The sequence below is a fragment of the uncultured Pontibacter sp. genome (assembly GCF_947499215.1).
Classification (GTDB): Bacteria; Bacteroidota; Bacteroidia; order Cytophagales; family Hymenobacteraceae; genus Pontibacter.
This window is the reverse complement of the sequence record NZ_CANMNI010000001.1, coordinates 1268027-1288328: the sequence shown is the minus strand read 5'-3', so window position 1 is coordinate 1288328 and position 20302 is coordinate 1268027. Positions and strand designations below refer to the sequence as shown.

The following is a 20302-nucleotide window of genomic DNA, read 5'->3' as shown; positions in this document are numbered from 1 at the left end:
GTTAAGCTTCTTTTTGGGTGATCTCTAGGAACTGCGCCTCCAGACTCTTGCGGCGCACGAGCAGTTGAGACAGCACGATGCCCTGTGCAAACATATCGCGGTTGAGGTCGGTACTGCTGTAGCCTTGGTCTAGAGTGAGTATGATGTAATCCTTTTCCTGCGCGAACTGCATGATATAAGGAAGTCGCTCCAAGAGTTGCAGCACAGGGGCCAGTTCTTCAGCGCTAATAATGAGTTGATCGTGCGCCGACAGGATATTGCCAACCGGTCCGTTCGCCTTCAGCTTGCCTGCCTGTAGCACGGCCACATGGCTGCATACCTTCTCCACCTCGTCGAGCAGGTGGCTGGCCAGAATAATGGTCTTGCCCTGTGCGGCGATGCGCATGATGAGGTCACGCACCTCGGCTATACCTTGTGGATCGAGTCCGTTGGTCGGCTCATCGAGCACAAGCACCTCCGGGTCGTTGAGCATGGCGGCGGCCAAGGCCAACCGTTGCTTCATACCCAGTGAGAATCCCTTAAAGGTGGTGTGGCTACGCGTGCCAAGGCCCACCATGTCGAGCATTTTGTTGATCTGCTTATGATCCGCCTGCTTAGTGTCGGCCACCACCTCGAGGTTGCGTTTGGCCGTGAGGTAAGGGTAGAAGTTGGGCGTTTCGAGCAGAGCGCCCACCCGCTGTTTGCTTTCCCTGCTGATGGAGTGACCGAACCATAAAAAACTTCCCCCGCTGGGCCGCACCACATCAAGCACCATGCCCAGTGTGGTGGTTTTGCCGCTGCCGTTCGGTCCGAGCAAACCGTAGATACTGCCCGCCTCCACTTGCAGGCTTAGCCGATCTACGGCCTGCAGGCTCCCGTATTTTTTAGAAAGTTCATCAAGGTATAAGACTGTTGCCATAACTTGGGTGGTTTAGACAAATATACCTGTTTTCAGATACTGGTCAAGCATAAAAAAGCACCCGGGCAGGTGGGGATGCCTGCCCGGGTGCTGATAGTAGGAGTGAGTCGATTTTAGCTGCCGGAAAAATCGTACTGATGTGGGGGGCTACTGCTGGCTGAAATTCAGGTTATAGAACAAACTCACCTGCAGGGTGTGGTTGTGCTCGAATACTACCCCATTGGCTTTCTGCACGATCTGGTTCAGATAGCCTAGCTCGAGTGTAGCGGCGTCACTTATTTTATAGCCGAGGGCCGCATAGGCGCGGTTCTGGTCAAATATGTTGCGCTGTATGTTGTTTCCGAATCCCACGAAAATCTCATCATACGCAGCCAGAAAAGGCTCCCCGGCATCGATGGTGCTTCCGATAAGCGGAAGGGTGGCCTTGAGCATGTAGCGGGCTCGGTTCAGGTAGGTGGAGCTCTCGGCACCAGCCGGTCTGACCCAGCGCTGCTCGAGGCGGTAACGGTGCATCAGCCCAACCCGGGCCACGCTGTTCTTGAGCTGCAGCTGCTGGTAGATGCGGTGCTCTGGAAAGGTGCCGGGTGCAGGGTAGTCGCCATAGGGGTGCGTCTCGATGTAGCCATAGCCCAGCGTGAACATGGCGGAGGGGGTGAGGTCGTAGTTCATACCGGTGCGGATAAGCAACTGCTGCGGGTCTTTGAGTATATTGTGGCGGCGCCATTGCACCTCCGTATGCAGTCCCCACTTGTTGCTGAGCTTGTGGTCGCCGAAGTACATGTACCAGCCGTTGTTGTTAAAGTCTTTGGTGCGCTCGCTCTGCGCTTGGGCCGAAGAGTTTAGCCATGCGAGCAGACCTAGGCACATCACGAGTTTGAAGAGTATGCTTTTGCTATTCATAAAGGCAAAGGTCAGCCCCAAAAGACTGAAAATCAACTTGAATATTTGCCTATTTTTTAGTAGTTAGGAGTATTAAACTTCACATGAAAGTAGAAAAAGAAAAATACGAGCAGATAGAACTTAGCATGACAGCCGCCGAGGCCAATGTCCGGGCGCTGGTATTCATCGTGCCGATTCTGCTGATTTATGGCGTGGCCTATCTGCTGGTTTGGCCTGAACAGTTCTTTTCTCAAAATCTGGGAGAGCTCGTACGCGTGCACCGCGACCTGCTACTGATCTCGCCTATGCTGATGCTGGTGGTTTTCGTGTTGGGAGCCATAGTGCACGAACTGCTGCACGGCCTCACGTGGGCGATTTTCTGCAAAAACGGACTCAAATCGATTAAGTATGGGGTATACTGGAAAATGCTGACGCCCTATTGCCACTGCAAAGAGGTGTTGCCGCTTAAGCAGTATGTCATTGGCGGGATGATGCCGGGCTTGGTGATGGGGCTGCTGCCAGCGCTGGCAGGTATAGCTATGGGGCACTTCCTGCTTTTTCTCTTCGGTCTTTTCTTTAGCATGGCCGCTGCAGGCGATTTGCTCATCCTATGGATGCTTCGCCAGCAGCATGCATCGGATCTGGTGCAGGATCACCCGGACAAAATAGGCTGCTTTGTATTCACCCCTAAGGTATAGCACCAAGGTAGGTATTGTCCGTGCTTTTGGCTATCTTGAACAGGTATAGCATCAGGAAAGTAGGTGGACAACCTGCTGGACTGCCGGCAAAACAGGTATAAACTATGATTCAGAAAAAACGATTGGTCAGCGGCTTGGCGGTCGCTGCGATTTTTTTAGGCAGTTTCACCGCTTCGGCGCAAGATTACAGGGAACTGCACGAGCAGGCTATTGTAGTGGATACGCATAATGATGTGCTCATTTCAGTACTTGAAGGTCTGCGGCTCGAGGACGATCTGCGCGGTAAAACACACTCCGACTTGGCCCGCTTTAAAGAGGGTGGAGTAGATGTGCAGATTTTCTCGGTGTGGAGCGACGAGACGTATGGAAAAGGCAAGGGGTTTAAGTATGCCAATCGCCAGATCGACTCACTTTACTCCATTGTAGAGCGCAATCCGGATAAAATGATGATCGCCAGAACGCCTGAGGACATCAGGCAGGCGGTGGAACAGAATAAACTGGCCACCATGATCGGAGTAGAGGGCGGCCACATGATGGAAAGCAACCTGAAGTATCTGGAGGAACTGCACAAACGCGGCACTATCTACATGACCCTGACTTGGAACAACTCCACCCCATGGGCCACTTCGGCTATGGACGAAACCAGTGGAAAGCTGCCCAAGAACCGCAAATTGGGTTTGACAAGGTTTGGCAAGCAGGTAGTTCGTAAAATGAACGAGTTAGGTATGTTGGTTGACCTGAGCCATGTAGGCGAGCGCACTTTCTGGGATGCGATGGCCACTACCACTAAGCCGGTACTGATCTCGCACAGCTGCGTACATCAATTCAATCCGCATTTTCGAAATCTGAAGGACGATCAAATACAAGCCATTGCCAAAAACGGCGGTGTCATTCATCTTAACTTCTTCTCCGGTTTTCTGGACCCAGACTACGACAAACGCATGAATGCTTTCCGGACGAAGCACCAGACTGAAGTTGACTCCCTACGCAAGGAGGGGAAAAACTCCATCCAGATCTATGACTGGGCGATGGAGCACTATCCGGAGGAAGCCTCCCAATTGCGGCCACCACTCTCCCTGCTACTCGACCATCTTGACCACATCGTTAAACTGGTAGGCGTCGACTACGTAGGCCTCGGCTCCGACTTCGACGGCATCAGCTCCACGCCCCAGCAGCTCGACAGCGTCGCCGATATGCCAGTCATTACCCGTGAGTTGCTAGCCAGAGGGTATAGCGAGGAGGATATCAAAAAGATATTGGGCGAGAACTTCCTGCGCGTGCTAAGGGCGAATGTGGGAGGCTAGAAAGGCAGGTATAGGTATAAGTGAAAAGGTCAGGCTCTTTTGTTGGAGCCTGACCTTTTTGCTTTATCTGGTAAAACCACCCTGCCCCTCTGAGGAGGTGAATTATTATATAGGAGATATTCCCCTCTTGGGAGGGGTTAGGGGTGGGTTCAGTGTAGTGGAGAACTATCCTTACTCCACCGGCACCACCCTATAAATCGTACCCGGGCTCTCCACCGCCACATAGATATACCCGTCCGGACCCATCTTCACGTCACGAAGACGACCGATGTTTTTGAGTAATTTCTCTTCGCTCACAATCTTGTTGCCATCCATTTTGAGCTTGCTCAGGAACTGGAAGCGGAGGGAGCCTACCAGCAGGTCACCTTCCCAGCCTTTGTAGCGGTTGCCCGTCACGAAGGCCATGCCCGATGGTCCGATCGAAGGTACCCAGTACCAAAGCGGCTGCTCCATACCTTCTTTCTTGGTCAGTTCAGTCAGCACGGTGCCATTATAGTTGATGCCGTAAGAGATAACAGGCCAGCCGTAGTTCTTGCCCTTCTCGGCGATGTTCACTTCATCGCCACCACGAGGACCGTGCTCGTTGGTCCAGATAGCGCCTGTCTGCGGGTGTATCACCATGCCTTGGATGTTGCGGTTGCCGATGGTCCAGATGGAGGCAATGGCATTTTTCTCATTCACGTATGGGTTATCGGCAGGTATAGTACCGTCGTCTTTAATGCGGTGTACCTTGCCCGGTGCACGCTCGATGGTTTGGGCGTTTTCATGGTGCTGGCCGCGGTCACCAACCGTAACATATAACATGCCGTCACGTCCAAACTCCAGTCGAGAACCGTAGTGGTGGCGGGTTCTGGCCCATGGTTGCGCCTCGAAAATCACCTTCTGACCTGTTAGTTTATTGCCCTCCAGTTTGGCTCGCATCACAGCGGTAGTCGAAAGCGTCTGGTCACCTTCCTGCTTGACAGCAGAGTAGGAGAGGAAGATGGTATTGTTCTTTGCAAAATCCGGATGCAACTCCACATCCAGCAAACCACCTTGACCCTGTGCCAGTACTTCGGGAGCACCGGCAATCTTCTGCAGTTGGCGGTTCCCTTTTGGCAAACGGTAGAAGGCCCCGTTACGGTCTGTGATCAGCATGTCACCGTTTGGCAGGAAAGCCATTCCCCACGGAATCTCCAAACCTGTTGCCACGGTGTCGAGGCGGTAGCTAAGCGCTTCGGAGGTATAAACTTCGGTGGCAGCGGTTTCTTCACTGAAGTCGTATTGCTTCACATTCTGTATACCTTCCTGTATGTAAGCCACCAATCCGGTAATCTCGTCGTCCGTGAAAGTCTGCTCAAAGGCGGGCATGCCTTCGTCGGGGTAGCCATGCTTGATGGCCGCGAAAAGGTTTTCAGCGGAGTTGCCGTGCTTCCATTTGCGGTCGGTGAAAGCCTCCATCTGTTCGCCATGGCAGCCAGAGCAGTAGCTGGCGTAACTGGTGCGGGCTTTTTCGAGCTGTGCCTCAGTCAAGGCCATTTCTTTGGCAGAGGTTTCGGCTACGGTGTTGGCGTTGGTTTCGGTTGTACTGGTACTTGTGTTGGAACCCGTGCAGCTGTCAAAGCTGATCAGGGCGAGACCCAGCAGTGGGAAGAGGTATGAGGTTTTTCGCATTTTTTAGGGTTTCAGTCGAACGGCTTTACGTAATTGGCAAGCTTGTGTATACAAATATAGGGTTCTTAATTATGCCTAAAAAGCGAAAGCCACCCGATGAAGGTGGCTTTCGCTTTTATAACGCTATTCTGTTTTTACAACGGCAGTTTCACATCCTGCATCAATCGGCCTACCGGGTACATCTGGTGGGTAGGCTCATAATGTGGAGAGTTCCTATATACAAAGTCCAACTGGGCGCGGGCGTTCTTGGCAAACTCCGGGTCTTCTTTCTTGCGAGCTTCCAACTGCTTGCGAAGGTCCGGGTTCTGCTTCAGAATATCCGCCGCCAAATCCTCAAATACATAACTCGAGAAGTACTCTTTCTGCATCAGGATGCCGTCGAAGAAATTCCAGTTGAAGTAGGAGTCCACAGCCTGCGGCTCCAAGGCTTCCACCAAAAAGCGGTTCGATTCCTGATTCAGGTATACCACATAGTCGCCTTTCAGGAGCTGGCGCGGCATGGTGCGGGTCTCCACTTGGGTGCCGTAGTGCAGGTAGTGACCTTCGTAGGGGCGAGGTGATGTTTTGTAGTCGGAGATGTAGTAGGTATCCAAAGTGAGGGTCGTGTCGCGCTTCAACTGGCGCATCTCCACTTTGTTCAGCTTTAGGCGGTCAATCACCTCGCGCCATGCCTGCGGAATGATGTAGGCTACCGGCTTCTCTACTGTTACGGTCGGGGTATAGGTATTGTAATAGTTGATGTTGGTGGAGTAGGGGGCTTTGCGGTCGTAGTATAGGCGCTCAAGTCCGCTCACTTCGCTTGGTTTATACTTGGCGGCATATCCCAAGAATGGGATTTGCTTTACTTTGGTGGTATCCAATTTCCAGTCCAGCGCGAAATTTTTCTGTGTGAGCGTCTCCTGCTTGGCTTTGGCACGGAGTTCACCGATCTCTTTGGCGTCGCGGCTCACGGTGCTGATCATATGCTCCATCAATTTGTAAGTCGACTGCACCCGCTGGTCGAAAGGCTTGAGCATGTGCGTTTCTGGTACGAACCCGATGGTGTTGTAGAGCGCCGTATAGCCAGTGGCATAGCGTGGTGACTCCATAAAACCCAGTATACCTTTCTCCGGCGTTTCGCCAATTGTATTCATGTAAGGCACCATCGGAAATTTGTCTTTCTTCATCCCCTCGTACAGCGCAGGTAGCATTTTGCCCTGCAGGTAGCCGGCCAGCGTGGGGTTTAGTTTGTTGTGCTGTGTAGCGATCAGCGTCATGACGTGCTGGTAATCGGCGCCGTTGGAGGTATGGTTGTCCATGAATACGTCCGGATCCCAATCGCGGTAGATGAGATGAAAGGTCTGGGCGTTTTTAGAATCGGTCTTGAGGTAGTCGCGGTTCAGATCGAGGTTGCGGGCATTGCCCCGGAAGCCATAGCTCTCCGGTCCGTTCTGGTTGGTGCGGGTATGGCTGTTGCGATTTAGCGCCCCGCCGATATTGTAGACAGGTATGATGGTCAGCACCACATTGTCGAGTTGCTGGCGCTTGCTTTTATCCTGCAGGTAGTCGCGGGCGAGCAGCATGGTGGCGTCTATACCTTCGGGCTCACCCGGATGGATGCCGTTCTGGATCAGTAGCACACGCTTGTCCTTCTGTTTAATAGAGCGCGGATCGAAGTCTATGTCAGTTGAAATGATGACCAAATGCAGCAGTCGGCCGGAGTCGGTATAGCCGTAAGGCACCATTTTCACTTCGTCGTAAGCGGCGTCGAGTTTGCGGTACCAGTCGATGGCTTCGTCGTAAGTGGCGGTCTGGTTCTTGTTGCCTTTCTCGTAAGGCGTTTTGAGGTCAGTTTTGTCTGGTGTTCCGGTAGCCAGCAGCGCGGCCAAGAGCAGAGTGGTTAGCATGGATTGTGTTTACAATTGTTCTTGTAAAGCAATGTTAACCAATTATGCTCAGAAATGGAATTAGAAAGGTGTCAGAACTTAAAACTACACCATAAACGTCTTCCGATTTTTATTTGTCGGGAAGAGTTGCTTGTCGAGGCTGTACTTGCCCGGACCGATGAAGTAGAGCGCAAAGAAGAGGATGGCAGCCTCCAAAGCATGTGAGTAGCCGCCAAAGCCATCGCCGGCGCTCATGTGGCGCAATGTGGCCACCAGCATAGTAATGACTAAAAGGATAAGCGTGGGGCGGAAGAAAAGTCCTAGTACCAAAAGCGTACCACCTACCGTTTCAGCGAAAGCGGCCATAAAACCCCAGAACTCCGGCATAAAGTCGATCCCAAGCAGCTGCATGTTGGCACCCACCTTGGCCCAACGCTCCGGACCACCCATCATTTTGGGCCAACCGTGAAGGATAAACATAATGCCAATGCCGATGCGGAGCAGCAGCAATCCAGTGTTTCTATAGCTGTAACGAGTGCGGAGTAGTGCCATGAGAGCAATAATACACAATCCTCAGAAATATCACAAAAATCTAATATACTAAAATGCCTTGTACAAGTGTGTTAGCAGGTACCTGATCAGGTTTCATTCGGTGTAATTGGTTTTTGTCTAACTGGCTGGAGCCCAGTATAAAGGATAGACCTGCTGTTTCACTTACAGCCACAAAACCAGCCTCGCCCAGACTGGTATAAGAAATAGGATAATGCTGTGCCACTTCACTGTATTTTGATCCAACTCCTATACCTTGTGCCGTTTGGTACGCATTGCTACTGACGCTGATGCGCCAAACCCGGCAGTCGGGCTCGCAAACCTGTTCCACCAGCAGGCCACTGGGGCTGTTCGGACTGCTAAACACATAGGCGGTGTACTGCTGGCCTTCGAGCTGCAGTGTGGTGTCTTTGATCTGTTGGCCCGATGGCACTTGGCTGCGCATCTCTTCTATAGGCATACCAATTCGGATGTTGCCTACACGGCCTTTGCTTATGAGAAGGTCCGCAGGATCGGGCGTTGCTTCAGGCGTTTCAAGCTCAACTGTTTCGGTCATCGGTCCGCCTTCGACAGCCGGATCCGTGTCTGTGATGGTAGCATCATCACTGTTGTCGCGGTCGGCAAGGCAAGCTGCCATGCCCACCCCCAACAGGATGGCGTAAAGTAAATTCTTAAGCATGAGGTGAGATTAGGAAATCATTATATTCATTGTAACCTTGTTGTGGCAGCGTGGGTTGTCGTATATTAGCGTGAAAACGCAATTAGTTTATTTTGTCATACATCAACTTAAAATAATAAAATGGCTAAACCATTGATACTGGTTTCGAACGACGACGGCATCACGGCACCGGGCATCCGGACGCTGGTGAAAGTGGCGCAAAAGATAGGGGAGGTTGTAGTAGTGGCACCCGATGGCCCGCAGTCTGGTATGGGGCATGCGATTACGATAGGCAACACCCTGCGGCTCGACCGCTCCATCGCTTTCGACGACCTCGGCGTAGAGGCTTACGAATGCTCCGGCACGCCGGCCGACTGCGTAAAACTGGCCAAGCACCATGTGCTGAAAGACCGCCGTCCCGATTTGGTGGTGAGTGGCATCAACCACGGTTCCAACTCCAGCATAAGCGTGCTGTATTCCGGCACCATGTCGGCTGCCATTGAGGCGGCCATCGAAGGCCTTCCAGCCATCGGTTTTTCGCTGTGTGATTACGGGCACGAGGCGGATTTTTCACATACCGAGGAGTTTGTGGAACTGATCATCCGGCAGGCACTGGAGCATGGTATCCCGGAGAACACGGCGCTGAATGTGAATCTACCTAAAAAGAGCGAAGAACCGATAAAAGGTATAAAAGTATGCCGGCAGGCCCATGCCAAGTGGCAGGAGGAGTTTGACGAGCGCCTTGACCCACGCAACCGCCGCTACTTCTGGATGACAGGCAGCTTCGTGAACCACGACAAAGGCGAGGATACCGACGAGTGGGCGCTGGTGAATAACTACGTATCCGTGGTGCCCTGCCAGTACGATATGACTGCCTACCACGCCATGTCGACGCTGAATGAGTGGGATATGTAAGGTATAGGTATGAGTATAGAACCAAAAGCGCGGCCCTTCAAAGGAAAGGCCGCGCTTTTCGTATTAAGAAACCATTAAATATCTGAATATTTTACTGCACTGCACTGCGCAAATTTCTCACCCGCGGTCAATTCAAATTTGTAGTCTTGAATAAATAAGCTCAGAAGACGGTTGAATTTTTTTTCTTTATCAGGTGCAAGCTGTCCTTCAGGGAAGTGAAACAGGAAATAATCGATGCTGCCGTCAGGTCTAAAGTATATTCTATTAGCGCCTCGGATCTGTTTTTCCCACTTAAAACCATTTTCCCGAAGAAAGTTGCCTAAATCTTGGAGGAGTTTCGCATAGGCTACCTGTAGGCTTTTCTGTTCTTCTGTTGTCTTAAAAACAGCTAAATGTTCATCAGTATGCACTGCACTTTTATAGAGACTATCCAGATGCTGAAAAGGTACGCCTTGGTTTTCAGCTTCCTGAAAAGTCAATGCCCGACCTTGCCCGATACTTGTAACGGCAGCGCAGGTGAGGAATGCCAGAAGTAAGAGGAATGATTTACTCATATCTACTTAAACCTTGTAACAATCAGATCAGCCTTTTTCGCATTCGAGTCTGCAGGCTTCTTTGATCCGTCATTCGTTACAAACAGGATAGTCAGCTTTTGGGTAACCGAAACAGGTTGGCCGTCTACTTTGCCCGGGTTCCACATGTCCTGTGTTTTTTGGATTGTGCCGGATACAGCGTCGTGTATTTCCTTTCCAATACTTACGGGTATCATGCTAATCACTTCCCCATTCTCCTTTATCACTAATTTGACTTCTACTATCCCTTCAAAGTCAGTATTGGCAGGATAACGCAAGTTCTTGGCCAAGTATTTTTCAAAAGAGCCATCTTTAAAACTCGGCTTAACATCCACTTCATCGACTTGGTAGAAGTGCTTGGTATACTTAGTCATACTCGGTACACCTATTTTTTCACTGTTTCTGTCCGAGTCTGACCCTAGGAACTGCACCGGCAATGCCAATTCGGAACCAACAGGCTGTCCGTTTTTAAGAGCAGGTTCCCATTTGCCCGAGGTCGCCTTAACAGCAGCCATGGCAGATTCAGAGAGTTTCGCCAGAATGGCTTTGTTCTGCAACTGGAACGTAGAGGCATCCATGTAGTCTAGTTCGGAGCCGGGGCCAACGGTTTTCTTGAGTTTGGTGCCTTCGAGGCGCAGGTTGGATACTTGGCCATCTTTGTCTACATAGAACTTCACCACCACACGTGCGTTCAGGTTCTCCTGTTTGGCTTCAGCTGGCAGCACTAGGTATGACTGCATCGTCTGTTGCATAGCCTCGGGACCACCCTTAAAAGCAGGCATGCGGTTGGCTTTTTCGGCAGCGGCTGCTTTCTCTGCGCCTCTCAGCGCAAACTTGATTGGCAAGGTATAGCGTACCCGAACTACTTCTCCTTTCTGGCTGCCCGGTGTCCAATGCCCGCTCATCAGCTTCACCACCCGTATGGCCTCCTCGTCAGTACCCTGACCCAGCGATTTTAGCGTTTGCACTTCGCTTACTTTACCGTCTTTTTCTACTACAAAGCTCACAACAACCAGTCCTTCCAGACCATTGCTAATGGCGGCGTCTAGATACTTGATGTTGCTGCCCAGAAACTTGAGCATTTCCCCTTCACCACCTTTGAACTGAGGCATCTGATCCACATAGGTATAAGGTTTTTCTTGGGCGTTTGTCTGCTGAGCCAAGACAACGGATTGCGGCGCCAGAGACAAGGCTAAAGCCAAAAGAGGCGCTGCCAGCATGTTTTTGAGTGTGTTTTTCTTTTTCATGAGATGTAAGTTTTATGGTTCGTTTTAGGTTTGAAAAGGCAATAGTTGTCCTGTTTCAGCTTTTTGGCTGAATGAATAAGGGATTAAAATGTGAGAGGGTGTTATTTTATGGCAAACCGGATGGGCAAGGTATACCTGACAGGTACCGCTACGCCATTCTGTTTGCCTGCATTCCACTGGCCATTCATGCGCTCCACTACCCGAACGGCTTCTGCGTCGGCTTCATCATGCAGCTTTTTCAGGACAGTTATATCATGCAGGCTTCCATCAGTCTCCACCACAAAGCTGACTACTACCAGTCCTTCCACCCCGGCCTCCTGTGCTGTCTTTGGGTAGCGGATGTTGCGGCCGAGGAACTTGAGCATTTCTGTTTCACCTCCAATAAAGCTTGGCATCTGCTCTACATAGCTGTAAGGCTTTACACGCTCACTAGTGGTAGCTTCCGGTTTAGCGGATTTAGTGGAAGGTTCATCAAATTGAATCAGTTTGTTTGTCGGTTCGGGCTTGTCAGGCGATGTATTTCGTTCTGTTGAAACTGCCGCTGACTCCTTGGCTATACCTGTGCTGCTTTTCTCACCTATAGGTATACCGGCTTTGCGGGCGGGTGCTGTCACTAATATTTCTGTGAGTGAGGTCGGTTCTTCTTGCTCAGTGACTACATCAGCGCTTGCTTGGTTGTTTACCGAGAAAGCGAACAGCAAGAGCAGCACCACGGGCAAAGCCAACAGCGGTCGCATGCGACTGGATGGTCGGCCATACTGCTGCAGCATGTGCAGGCGGCGGAACACCTGCGGCTTTTGAAAGTAGCTGCCTACAGGTATACCTGTTACATATAGCGCCTCCTTGGCCAGCAGTGAGCTGTACTCCTGTGGCTGATAGTCAGAGAGTACCTCTGCGTCGGCTTGGTACTCGTGCACGTCTCGCAGTTCTTCCTTCAGTAACCAGACAAGGGGGTTAAACCAGAAAATAGCCGTCAGAACTTCAAAGTACAGGATGTCATAGGTATGGCGCAGACGCACGTGGGCCAGTTCGTGGCGCAGCACTTGCTGTTGCTCCTTATCGGACAGGTGCGCCAAACTGCCCAGAAACACATAGTTTAAAAAGGCGAAGGCCGGCACATGCCCCTCAGTTTGAAGTATGGTCGCATCAGCGTTAGTGCCTTGGAGTGGGGTGGCAGTGGAAGCCAGCTGACGAATGCGTGCCAGCTGAGTTCCCAACCTGATCAACAAAACAAGTCCTACGATACTGTAAAGGGTGATGAGCAGTTGCCCAATCGTTAGCAACTGGGTGGTGACAGGCGCAGCATCTGTGTAACCGACCACTTGAATTTCCTGCAGTTGTATGCTTGGTATGGCCTTAGCAGCTGGCAGCGCCGCCTCAAAGGGGAGCGGCAACTCCAGCAGCGGAATAACAAGTGCCGCTAGGGGAGCCAGCAACAGGTAGGCTCTGTTATAATATAGGCTGGGCTGGTTTCGCAGAACGAGTCTATAGAACAGGTATAGCACCAGCAGAGCAAAGCCTGACTGAATCAAGTAGTTAACGGTCGTTTCCATCCTGTTGGTCCTCCTCTTTAAGTTCGTCTTTTACGTGTCGCATCAGTTGGTCTATTTCTTTTAGGTCCAACTTGTTATCCTTGGCAAAAAAAGAAACCAGTTTTTCGAATGAGCCCCCGAAGTAGCCGCTCATAAAATTCTTCAGAAAGAAGCTCTTGTACTTGTCTTCAGCCACCAGCGGGAAATACTCGTGTGACTTGCCAAAAGCGTTGTATCCCACAAAGCCTTTCTTCTCTAGTATGCGCACAATCGTGGACACCGTATTATACGCCGGCTTGGGCTCGGGCATCTGCTCCATAATGTCTTTTACAAACCCTTTTTCCAGTTTCCAGAGAATCTGCATAATCTCCTCTTCGGCTTTGGTGAGCTCTTTCATAGGCTTCAATTTTGTTTGGTAATGCTAATATATAACTAAATACTTAGTTTACAAACTAAAGGTTTAGTTAATTAAAAAATTTATATTTCTAGTCAGCCAATATCTTACTTGAAATAAAAAGGTGTACGAAGCTGTTTGGGCAGTGGGAAAAAGGATATAACTGTAAATAAACTAGCGAGTTAACTCTTTATTAAACTTGATATAGCTGATGTTAGGGAAAAATCGCCAAATGCTGTGACTATTTTTTAAGTGGAGTTAGTGGCTCTCAGGTCTTTTAATGACTTAATTTTTTTGGCTTTGAGTGAAAACAGAAAGTTAGTCTTCTCTGTTGTCTTTATAAATTTTAACTTAGGCTTGAAAAAATACCTATTGATACTAACTTGCAGGTTGGTTTTCATCGTATTGTATGGAAAGTGTGCGTACTCCGTAACATGTCATGGAGGTCAATAAACAACAGTTAACCGACATTCATTATTTAACTAAAACTCAAAATCTATGAGAAAATTCCTACTTATGGTCTTTGCTCTAGTGCTCTGCCTGGCTGAACAGGTGATGGCGCAGGGCAGAACTATATCAGGTACCGTGACTGAGCAGGCAACTGGTCAGCCTTTGCCTGGTGTTTCTGTAATCGTAAAGGGAACCAGTACCGGTGTTAGCACTGGTGTTGATGGTACCTACACCTTGACGATTCCAGCTAACGTGACTCCTGAAACGGCCATTTTGATTTTCCGTCAGATTGGCATGACGCAGCAAGAGATTGCTATTGGCAATCAAACAAGTATTAGTGTGGCCATGAGCGCAGACACGCGCCAGCTTTCTGAAGTGGTGGTAACTGGTTATACCACGCAGACGCAGCGTGAGACAGCAGGCTCCGTGTCTACTGTAAAAGCGGAAGAAATCAGACAAGTGCCCTTGGCATCGTTTGACCAGTCATTGCAAGGTAGAGCGCCAGGTATCTTGGTGCAGGCAAACTCTGGTCAGCCAGGTGCAGCCGCAAATGTGGTAATCCGTGGTAGAGGGTCTATCCTCGGTAGTACCGAGCCGCTCTATATTATGGATGGTGTGCAGATCTCCGCTGCTGACTTTTCTACTTTAAACCCAAATGACTTTGAGAGCCTCACAATTCTAAAAGACGCCTCAGCCACATCTATTTATGGGTCTAGAGGGGCAAACGGTGTTGTAGTAATCACAACCAGAAAAGGGCTTGCAGGTAAAACCCGCATCAACTACGACGTACAGTATGGCTTTTCAAGAGCTCCTGAGAACAAGCTTCAGGTGATGAATACAGAGCAAAAACTGCAGTATGAGTTACAGCGTGGAAACCCTTATGACTGGACTGATGAAGAGCTGGCTGAGTTAAGGCAAATAGATACAAATTGGGAGGATGTCTTCTTTAAGACAGGTAAAACCCAAAGCCATACATTGAGTGCTTCTGGCGGTAACGAAAAAACCACTTACTTCCTCTCTGGTTCTATCTTTGATCAGACTGGAACGGTGCCAAACACTAAACTTGAGCGCTATACCGGTAGGGCGAATGTTGAGTCAAATGCCGGTGATTTCAATTTTGGTTTGAACTCCACTTTCGGTTACTCAGATTTCACCAATACGAGTGAAGCCAACACAGCTATTTCTACTCCGCTTAATGCCATACGCTGGTCTAACCCCTACGAAAGACCTTATACTGAAGAAGGTGAGTATACCCAAATGGTGTCTGGCCAGCCTAATGCCTTGCAAGAGCTTCTTGAAAACAGAAACCTGCGTCAGCAATTGAAAGGTGTGGGTAATGTGTATGTAGGTTACAACGCACCTTTCTTGGAAGGACTTACTCTCAGAACAACTTGGGGTGGCGACTTCACTGGGAATGAGACATCTGCTTATGTTGATCCTGACACTTACTCAGGTGCGTTTGCTGTTGGAAGATCCGGTAGTTTTGGCCGTGGGTATAACAGGAGGTTTACTTACACAGGAACAACTTCAGCATCGTACAACACTCAATTTGGAGAAGACCACACATTGACGGTAGCCTTGTTTAACGAGATCGTGAACAGCAGATTCAGATCCTTTGGCTTTACAGGTTATGGACTTGGTGGTGCTTTCGAGAATGAGGCCGGTATAACGCCAGGTAACCCTGAGAATGGTTTCATACCTGCTGTAGGGGGTAGCGGAACTGAGAATGCGCTGCTTTCTTACTTCACCAACATCAACTATGGCTTTAAAGATAGATATTACATCACCGTTGGCGCACGCCGCGACGGTTCTTCCCGCTTCGGTGAAGACAGACGTTTCGCTAACTTCGGCTCTATCGGTCTTAGCTGGATCGTTTCTGACGAACCTTTTATGGAAGGCCTATCAAACGTATTTGAGGACGTTAAGTATAAGATCAGTTATGGTTCTGCCGGTAACCAGATTTTGTTAAATGCTGCTGGTGTTCCACTCGATTTTGCATCACGTGAACTTTTCGGACGCTCTGTTTATGGTGGTGCAGGTGGTCTTGGTCAGGCGCAGTTAGCTAACCCTACACTACAGTGGGAGAGAAAGACCACCTTCAATACTGGTTTGGAGTTTACTATGCTTGGTGGCAGGTTAGCCACCACAGTTGAATTCTATAACTCACTGACAAGTGACCTTTTCTTGGACAGGCAGCTTTCCAGAACGACTGGTTTCTCCAACCTGATTTCCAACGTGGGTGAGCTGCGTAACCGCGGCGTAGAATTCGCACTCAGTGGTGACATCATTGCTAGCGAAAACTTTACTTGGAGCGCCAATGTAAGCGCCACTTACAACCAAAGCCGAGTGATAAGCCTAGTAGGTGATGATGAAGAGATCGTTACTGGTATCACTATTAACCGTGTAGGGGAACCGATTAACTCGCTTTATGTGGTACGCTACGCCGGTGTGAATCCAGATAATGGAAATGCACAGTACTTTACTGCCGAAGGCGAAATAACGGAGGTGTATGACCCGAATGATCGTGTGATCGTTGGCACTGTAGAAGCCCCATGGTTTGGTGGTTTCGGTACTGCATTGCGATTCAAAGGGTTGGAGCTGAATACCTTCTTTAGTTTTGTTAGAGGAAATAAACTCTATAACAATGATCGCAATAACGTGGAAAATCCACTTTATTTGGGTGACAACCTTTCTGTGGATTTGTTAAATGAGTGGACACCGGAAAACAGAATAACCAACATACCGAGACCAGGGAACACATACCAAGACGGTACTACCCGATTCGTGGAAGATGGGGATTTCCTAAGGCTCCGTAACATCAATCTGTCATATGAGCTTCCCCAAAGCATCTACTCTGGCATCGGCGTAAGCACTATCAAATTGTTTGCACAGGGGCAGAACTTGGTGACATGGACCGACTTCCGTGGCTTTGACCCAGAGGTTTCAACAGGCTCGCTTATAGGCGCCCAGTATCCTGCTCTGCGCACGGTTACTTTCGGCTTAAATGTTGGTTTCTAACAAATTAAATTAAGACAATGAGAATTAAACAACTATTTATAGGCTTAGGGCTAAGTTGCGCCATGATTTTCTCCTCGTGTGAGAAGGTCATCGAAGTAGAGCCAGAATTTGAACGAGACGCCAATTCCTTGTTCACTAACCTAGATGATTATGAGTTTGCACTCACAGGTGCTTATGCTCGTTTCAGAACGGTTGGTTATTTTGGAAGTGGTGGCCAGACAACAGGCACTTGGTCCACATTGCCGGACATGATGTCTGATAACCTTGCGCAAACAGATTTTGATTTGGGCAACTGGGCTATTCAGACCAACTGGGTGTACGCCAGTGACGAAGCTGATATTGCCATTGCTTGGATAGCAGCGTATTCTGTCATTAACCAAGCGAATATTGTGTTGCGTGACATCGACCAGTTTGCAAGTGAAAATCCTGGTCGCGTAAACAGGCTAAAAGGTCAAGCATTGGCAATCAGAGGTATGGCGCATTTTGACCTGTTGCGTTATTGGGCTGTAAACTACGATCGTAATTCTTCTGAATTGGGTGTGCCTTACAAAGAAAGCGTTGATGCGGAAGATATGCCTGCAAGGGAAACGGTTCAGGAAAACTATAACAAGATCTTCAGAGATTTGGAAGAAGCAGAAAGTCTGCTTGCTGAAGAAGGTCTTGATGAGAGGATAAATAGAACTAACCGTGCGCGCATCGACCAACTCGCGGTGAGAGCTATCTTGGCGCGTGTCAACCTGTATGCTAAAGAGTATCAAGCGGCTGAAGATTATGCGACACTGGTTATAGATGCGAAACCGCTAGCTACAAGAGAGCAGTTCCCGAGCATCTGGCGAGATGCAGCACCTTATCCTGAAGTAATTTGGTCAGTGAACTTCAACGCAGGTGAAGGTAACCCAGGTGGTGGCGTATTCAACGCTCCTTCTAGGCGTAACAGATTCAGGCCTTCAGAGCCATTGGTAGAAACCTACAACCAAAATGCTGATATTAGGTTCCCTACGTATTTTGATACCAGAGTAGCTGCCGGGCAGGACGAACCTGTAAGAATTCTTGATAAGTTCAATACCCGCGGTACAGCGCAAGATAACTTGGTAGACTGGAAAGTTTTCAGAACTGCGGAGATGTATCTGATTCGTGCAGAAGCCAGAGCCATGAAATCAGGTCTTGACTTGGTTGGTGCTTTAGCTGACTTAAATACGCTACGTGCTGCGCGTATCAGCGGCTATGTTCCGCAGGTATTGGTGGGTCAGCAGGCTATCCTAGATGCCATCGCACTGGAGCGTCGTAAAGAGTTGATCGGTGAAGGCCATAGATGGTTTGACCTGAAGCGAACCACCCGTATGATCGATAGAGAAGATTGCGGTGATGTTGCTGTAAACTGTACATTAGCTCCAACTGCCCGTGAGTGGGCTTGGCCTATTCCGCAGGCTGAGATTGACGCCAACCCGAACATCCGCGATCAGCAGACAACCGGATACTAATTAATTTCTGGTAAGACAGAATTTTTAAACCAAAAGCCCCGACAGCTCGCTAGCTGCCGGGGCTTTTCTTTTCCATTACGGTCACACTCAAAAAGCCGCTTCCCTCGTGTAGGCTGTCCTTCCAGCCCATGTCCTGCAGGTACCACCTGATGAAGTTGTTGAGCAGCCCATGGGCAACCAGTATAACAGCAGACTCTTGTTGCGCATCATTTGCCAGTAAGGCAGCGCACTCCCGTGCTCTTTTTTTCGCCTGCCGAAACGTTTCAATCCCCCTACTGTTCAAACCCATCATCCACAGTGCCCGCGCGCTCACCAACCAGAGTCTGATGGGCAGCCGCAGCAGCGGCAATGAGAATATTTTGCGCTCGAACTCCCGGAACTCGTGCCGGATGACCATTTTCACGTCCTCCCCGAAAATCTGCTTGGCGGTAAGCTGTGACCGAACGAGCGTGCTACAGTATACCTGCTTTATGTCTTGGTAGGGGATGGCCTCGTGCTGTAGCACAAATGCCTCTACCTCAGCCGCATCGTAGTCGCTGATAAAGGTGCGGGCATCGGATGCGCTGAAATAACCTTTTTTAGAAACCATGGGCCGGGCATGCCGGATCAGAAAGATCTTGCCAGCGTGGCTTGTATGGGGTAGTTCCTTTTTCAAATTATCGTTATTGCTTGCGGCATTTTATATACGGAGCCTTATTACGGCAGATGCCATTTACGGCATATTGATGAGAATTGGTAGGGCTCGGGGAGTACTAGAGATTTTAAAGATAAAAGTTCAGAAAAATAGACAAACCCACTAACGGAAACAGCCCTTGCCGCGTATTAGAATTCACTGACAAGAGAAGTCAGCTCCAAGCCCGATTGCCTGTATACTGGCAGAATTCTTAAGGGCTTGACCTTGAATAAGATAATATTTCCCGGATATACCAACTTAAGTCCGTTTGCACCCAGCGCATCTGCTTTAGCCTGAGGTTGATAGTAGGCTTATTGCCACATATGCAACGGGATGGCTATGTCCGAAAACTTGGTATAACACATGATGGAACAATATTTACAGTAGTGACTATGATGAAAGCACCACATTACCCCTCGAAGATATTAATGACCGCCGATACGGTGGGCAGCGTTTGGACCTACGTATTGGAGCTGACCCGCGCCATGGCACAGTACGGAACGCAAGTATATTTGGCCACTATGGGAGAGCCCATGAGCGAAGAGCAGCGAAAGGAAGCGGAAGGTGTTTCCAACCTAACGGTATATGAGAAGGAGTATAAACTGGAATGGATGGACAAACCATGGCAGGATGTGGAGAAAGCCGGTGAATGGTTGCTGCAGCTGCGGGATGAGGTGCAGCCGGATGTTATTCATCTCAACCATATGAGCCACGGCGATCTCGACTGGGGCAAACCCGTGCTCACAGTAATACACTCCTGCGTGCTGTCGTGGTGGCGCGCCGTGAAGCAGGAGGAGGCTCCCAAAAGTTGGAATAAATACAGTGAAATGATCCGTAAGGGCCTGCAAGCGTCTGATATGGTGGTGGCCCCGACACAGGCCATGATGCACCAAGCCGAGGAACTGTATGGACCATTCAAAAAAAGTGCCGTTGTGTACAATGGTCGTGGACAGCAGTACTTCCAGTTCGGGCGCAAAGAACCGTTTGTTTTCAGCCTTGGGCGCGTATGGGACGAAGCCAAGAACATCTCCATGCTAGCACATATCGCCTCAGACCTGCAGTGGCCAGTGTATATTGCCGGGGAGGGCAAGCATCCGGTTACCGGTGAGGCCATGGAATTGGAAAACGTCTACTTTTTGGGTCAGCTGACCAACAAAGAGGTTTCGGACTGGTTGTCGAGAGCCTCCATCTACGCACTGCCGGCCAAGTACGAGCCATTCGGGCTTACGGTATTGGAAGCGGCCATGTCGGGCTGTGCCCTTGTGGTGGGCAAAACCGAAAGCATGGCCGAGGTGTGGGGCAATGCCGCGCGCTACGTAGACCCGCACAGTGCCGACGAACTCCTCGATACGCTGCATAACCTGATAGACGACGAATTCTGCCGCAACATCATGGCTTGCAGAGCTGTGAAGCGCTCACATGGCTACACTGCCGATCAGATGGCCCAAGACTACAGTCACTTGTATGGGCAATTGATTCAGGCACCCGCTGTGGTTTCAAAATGATTTAGCTTAAA

General features: G+C 49.7%; 17 protein-coding genes. 6 read left to right on the top strand and 11 right to left on the bottom strand.

What is annotated here, in order from left to right:
- Position 1: 1 nt before the first annotated feature.
- Both Q1A04_RS05620 and Q1A04_RS05615 read right to left on the bottom strand, forming a co-directional pair.
- Positions 2–898 carry an ABC transporter ATP-binding protein gene (locus Q1A04_RS05620; protein ID WP_299702364.1) on the bottom strand — a complete coding sequence of 299 codons (897 nt, stop codon included), beginning with the start codon at positions 896–898 and terminating at the stop codon, positions 2–4.
- A gap of 147 nt (positions 899–1045) precedes the next feature.
- The gene (locus Q1A04_RS05615; protein ID WP_299702361.1) at positions 1046–1798 is read right to left on the bottom strand and encodes a DUF2490 domain-containing protein; all 753 of its coding nucleotides are present in this window, start codon (positions 1796–1798) and stop codon (positions 1046–1048) included.
- 83 nt (positions 1799–1881) lie between these two features.
- Between Q1A04_RS05615 and Q1A04_RS05610 the strand changes: the two genes are divergently transcribed.
- The gene (locus tag Q1A04_RS05610) at positions 1882–2475 is read left to right on the top strand and encodes a DUF3267 domain-containing protein (protein WP_299702358.1); all 594 of its coding nucleotides are present in this window, start codon (positions 1882–1884) and stop codon (positions 2473–2475) included.
- A 104-nt stretch (positions 2476–2579) separates the two neighbouring features.
- Positions 2580–3779: a dipeptidase gene (locus Q1A04_RS05605; protein ID WP_299702355.1), complete on the top strand. Its 1200-nt coding sequence runs from the start codon at positions 2580–2582 to the stop codon at positions 3777–3779.
- A gap of 171 nt (positions 3780–3950) precedes the next feature.
- Here Q1A04_RS05605 and Q1A04_RS05600 read toward each other — a convergent pair whose 3' ends face one another.
- The 4 genes from Q1A04_RS05600 to Q1A04_RS05585 all read right to left on the bottom strand — a co-directional run bounded on the left by Q1A04_RS05600 (position 3951) and on the right by Q1A04_RS05585 (position 8525).
- Positions 3951–5432: a PQQ-dependent sugar dehydrogenase gene (locus tag Q1A04_RS05600; RefSeq protein ID WP_299702352.1), complete on the bottom strand. Its 1482-nt coding sequence runs from the start codon at positions 5430–5432 to the stop codon at positions 3951–3953.
- 134 nt (positions 5433–5566) lie between these two features.
- Positions 5567–7318, bottom strand: a complete 1752-nt coding sequence (locus Q1A04_RS05595; RefSeq protein ID WP_299702349.1) for a M14 family zinc carboxypeptidase — start codon at positions 7316–7318, stop codon at positions 5567–5569.
- 84 nt (positions 7319–7402) lie between these two features.
- Positions 7403–7849, bottom strand: coding sequence for a DoxX family protein (locus Q1A04_RS05590; protein WP_299702347.1), 447 nt, complete (start codon positions 7847–7849; stop codon positions 7403–7405).
- Between the two features lie 40 nt (positions 7850–7889).
- Entirely contained in the window at positions 7890–8525 is a 636-nt protein-coding gene (locus Q1A04_RS05585) for a mechanosensitive ion channel protein MscS (RefSeq protein ID WP_299702345.1), read from the bottom strand.
- A 120-nt stretch (positions 8526–8645) separates the two neighbouring features.
- Between Q1A04_RS05585 and surE the strand changes: the two genes are divergently transcribed.
- A complete protein-coding gene (gene surE / locus Q1A04_RS05580; RefSeq protein ID WP_299702342.1) occupies positions 8646–9419 on the top strand; it encodes a 5'/3'-nucleotidase SurE in 774 nt (257 codons plus the stop codon).
- 74 nt (positions 9420–9493) lie between these two features.
- Here the strand turns inward: surE and Q1A04_RS05575 are convergent, their stop codons facing one another.
- The 4 genes from Q1A04_RS05575 to Q1A04_RS05560 all read right to left on the bottom strand — a co-directional run bounded on the left by Q1A04_RS05575 (position 9494) and on the right by Q1A04_RS05560 (position 13167).
- Positions 9494–9973: a hypothetical protein gene (locus tag Q1A04_RS05575; protein ID WP_299702341.1), complete on the bottom strand. Its 480-nt coding sequence runs from the start codon at positions 9971–9973 to the stop codon at positions 9494–9496.
- A 2-nt stretch (positions 9974–9975) separates the two neighbouring features.
- A complete protein-coding gene (locus tag Q1A04_RS05570; protein WP_299702339.1) occupies positions 9976–11238 on the bottom strand; it encodes a TonB family protein in 1263 nt (420 codons plus the stop codon).
- Between the two features lie 101 nt (positions 11239–11339).
- Entirely contained in the window at positions 11340–12791 is a 1452-nt protein-coding gene (locus Q1A04_RS05565; protein WP_299702337.1) for a M56 family metallopeptidase, read from the bottom strand.
- Entirely contained in the window at positions 12775–13167 is a 393-nt protein-coding gene (locus Q1A04_RS05560; RefSeq protein ID WP_299702335.1) for a BlaI/MecI/CopY family transcriptional regulator, read from the bottom strand. The genes Q1A04_RS05565 and Q1A04_RS05560 overlap by 17 nt, the downstream gene beginning before the upstream one ends.
- A 495-nt stretch (positions 13168–13662) precedes the next feature.
- Here Q1A04_RS05560 and Q1A04_RS05555 point away from each other — a divergent pair, with 495 nt between their 5' ends.
- Together Q1A04_RS05555 and Q1A04_RS05550 are read left to right on the top strand one after the other, a co-directional pair.
- Positions 13663–16632 carry a TonB-dependent receptor gene (locus tag Q1A04_RS05555; RefSeq protein ID WP_299702333.1) on the top strand — a complete coding sequence of 990 codons (2970 nt, stop codon included), beginning with the start codon at positions 13663–13665 and terminating at the stop codon, positions 16630–16632.
- Positions 16633–16760: 128 nt separating this feature from the next.
- Positions 16761–18113 (top strand): RagB/SusD family nutrient uptake outer membrane protein, encoded by a 1353-nt coding sequence (locus Q1A04_RS05550; RefSeq protein ID WP_299702331.1) that lies wholly within the window; start codon positions 16761–16763, stop codon positions 18111–18113.
- 49 nt (positions 18114–18162) lie between these two features.
- Here the strand turns inward: Q1A04_RS05550 and Q1A04_RS05545 are convergent, their stop codons facing one another.
- The gene (locus tag Q1A04_RS05545; protein ID WP_299702330.1) at positions 18163–18768 is read right to left on the bottom strand and encodes a histidine phosphatase family protein; all 606 of its coding nucleotides are present in this window, start codon (positions 18766–18768) and stop codon (positions 18163–18165) included.
- A 410-nt stretch (positions 18769–19178) separates the two neighbouring features.
- On the opposite strand from Q1A04_RS05545, the gene Q1A04_RS05540 reads away from it, so the two are divergent.
- Positions 19179–20291: a glycosyltransferase gene (locus Q1A04_RS05540; RefSeq protein ID WP_299702329.1), complete on the top strand. Its 1113-nt coding sequence runs from the start codon at positions 19179–19181 to the stop codon at positions 20289–20291.
- Positions 20292–20302 lie beyond the last annotated feature (11 nt).

What these genes read in the sequence shown, in the direction of transcription:
- Q1A04_RS05575 (WP_299702341.1), bottom strand. Translation starts at nt 9,973, where the DNA reads ATGAGTAAATCATTCCTCTTACTTCTGGCATTCCTCACCTGCGCTGCC.
- Q1A04_RS05610 (WP_299702358.1), top strand. Translation starts at nt 1,882, where the DNA reads ATGAAAGTAGAAAAAGAAAAATACGAGCAGATAGAACTTAGCATGACA.
- Q1A04_RS05585 (WP_299702345.1), bottom strand. Translation starts at nt 8,525, where the DNA reads ATGCTTAAGAATTTACTTTACGCCATCCTGTTGGGGGTGGGCATGGCA.
- Q1A04_RS05620 (WP_299702364.1), bottom strand. Translation starts at nt 898, where the DNA reads ATGGCAACAGTCTTATACCTTGATGAACTTTCTAAAAAATACGGGAGC.
- Q1A04_RS05600 (WP_299702352.1), bottom strand. Translation starts at nt 5,432, where the DNA reads ATGCGAAAAACCTCATACCTCTTCCCACTGCTGGGTCTCGCCCTGATC.
- Q1A04_RS05565 (WP_299702337.1), bottom strand. Translation starts at nt 12,791, where the DNA reads ATGGAAACGACCGTTAACTACTTGATTCAGTCAGGCTTTGCTCTGCTG.
- Q1A04_RS05615 (WP_299702361.1), bottom strand. Translation starts at nt 1,798, where the DNA reads ATGAATAGCAAAAGCATACTCTTCAAACTCGTGATGTGCCTAGGTCTG.
- Q1A04_RS05590 (WP_299702347.1), bottom strand. Translation starts at nt 7,849, where the DNA reads ATGGCACTACTCCGCACTCGTTACAGCTATAGAAACACTGGATTGCTG.
- Q1A04_RS05570 (WP_299702339.1), bottom strand. Translation starts at nt 11,238, where the DNA reads ATGAAAAAGAAAAACACACTCAAAAACATGCTGGCAGCGCCTCTTTTG.
- Q1A04_RS05560 (WP_299702335.1), bottom strand. Translation starts at nt 13,167, where the DNA reads ATGAAAGAGCTCACCAAAGCCGAAGAGGAGATTATGCAGATTCTCTGG.
- surE (WP_299702342.1), top strand. Translation starts at nt 8,646, where the DNA reads ATGGCTAAACCATTGATACTGGTTTCGAACGACGACGGCATCACGGCA.
- Q1A04_RS05540 (WP_299702329.1), top strand. Translation starts at nt 19,179, where the DNA reads ATGATGAAAGCACCACATTACCCCTCGAAGATATTAATGACCGCCGAT.
- Q1A04_RS05595 (WP_299702349.1), bottom strand. Translation starts at nt 7,318, where the DNA reads ATGCTAACCACTCTGCTCTTGGCCGCGCTGCTGGCTACCGGAACACCA.
- Q1A04_RS05555 (WP_299702333.1), top strand. Translation starts at nt 13,663, where the DNA reads ATGAGAAAATTCCTACTTATGGTCTTTGCTCTAGTGCTCTGCCTGGCT.
- Q1A04_RS05605 (WP_299702355.1), top strand. Translation starts at nt 2,580, where the DNA reads ATGATTCAGAAAAAACGATTGGTCAGCGGCTTGGCGGTCGCTGCGATT.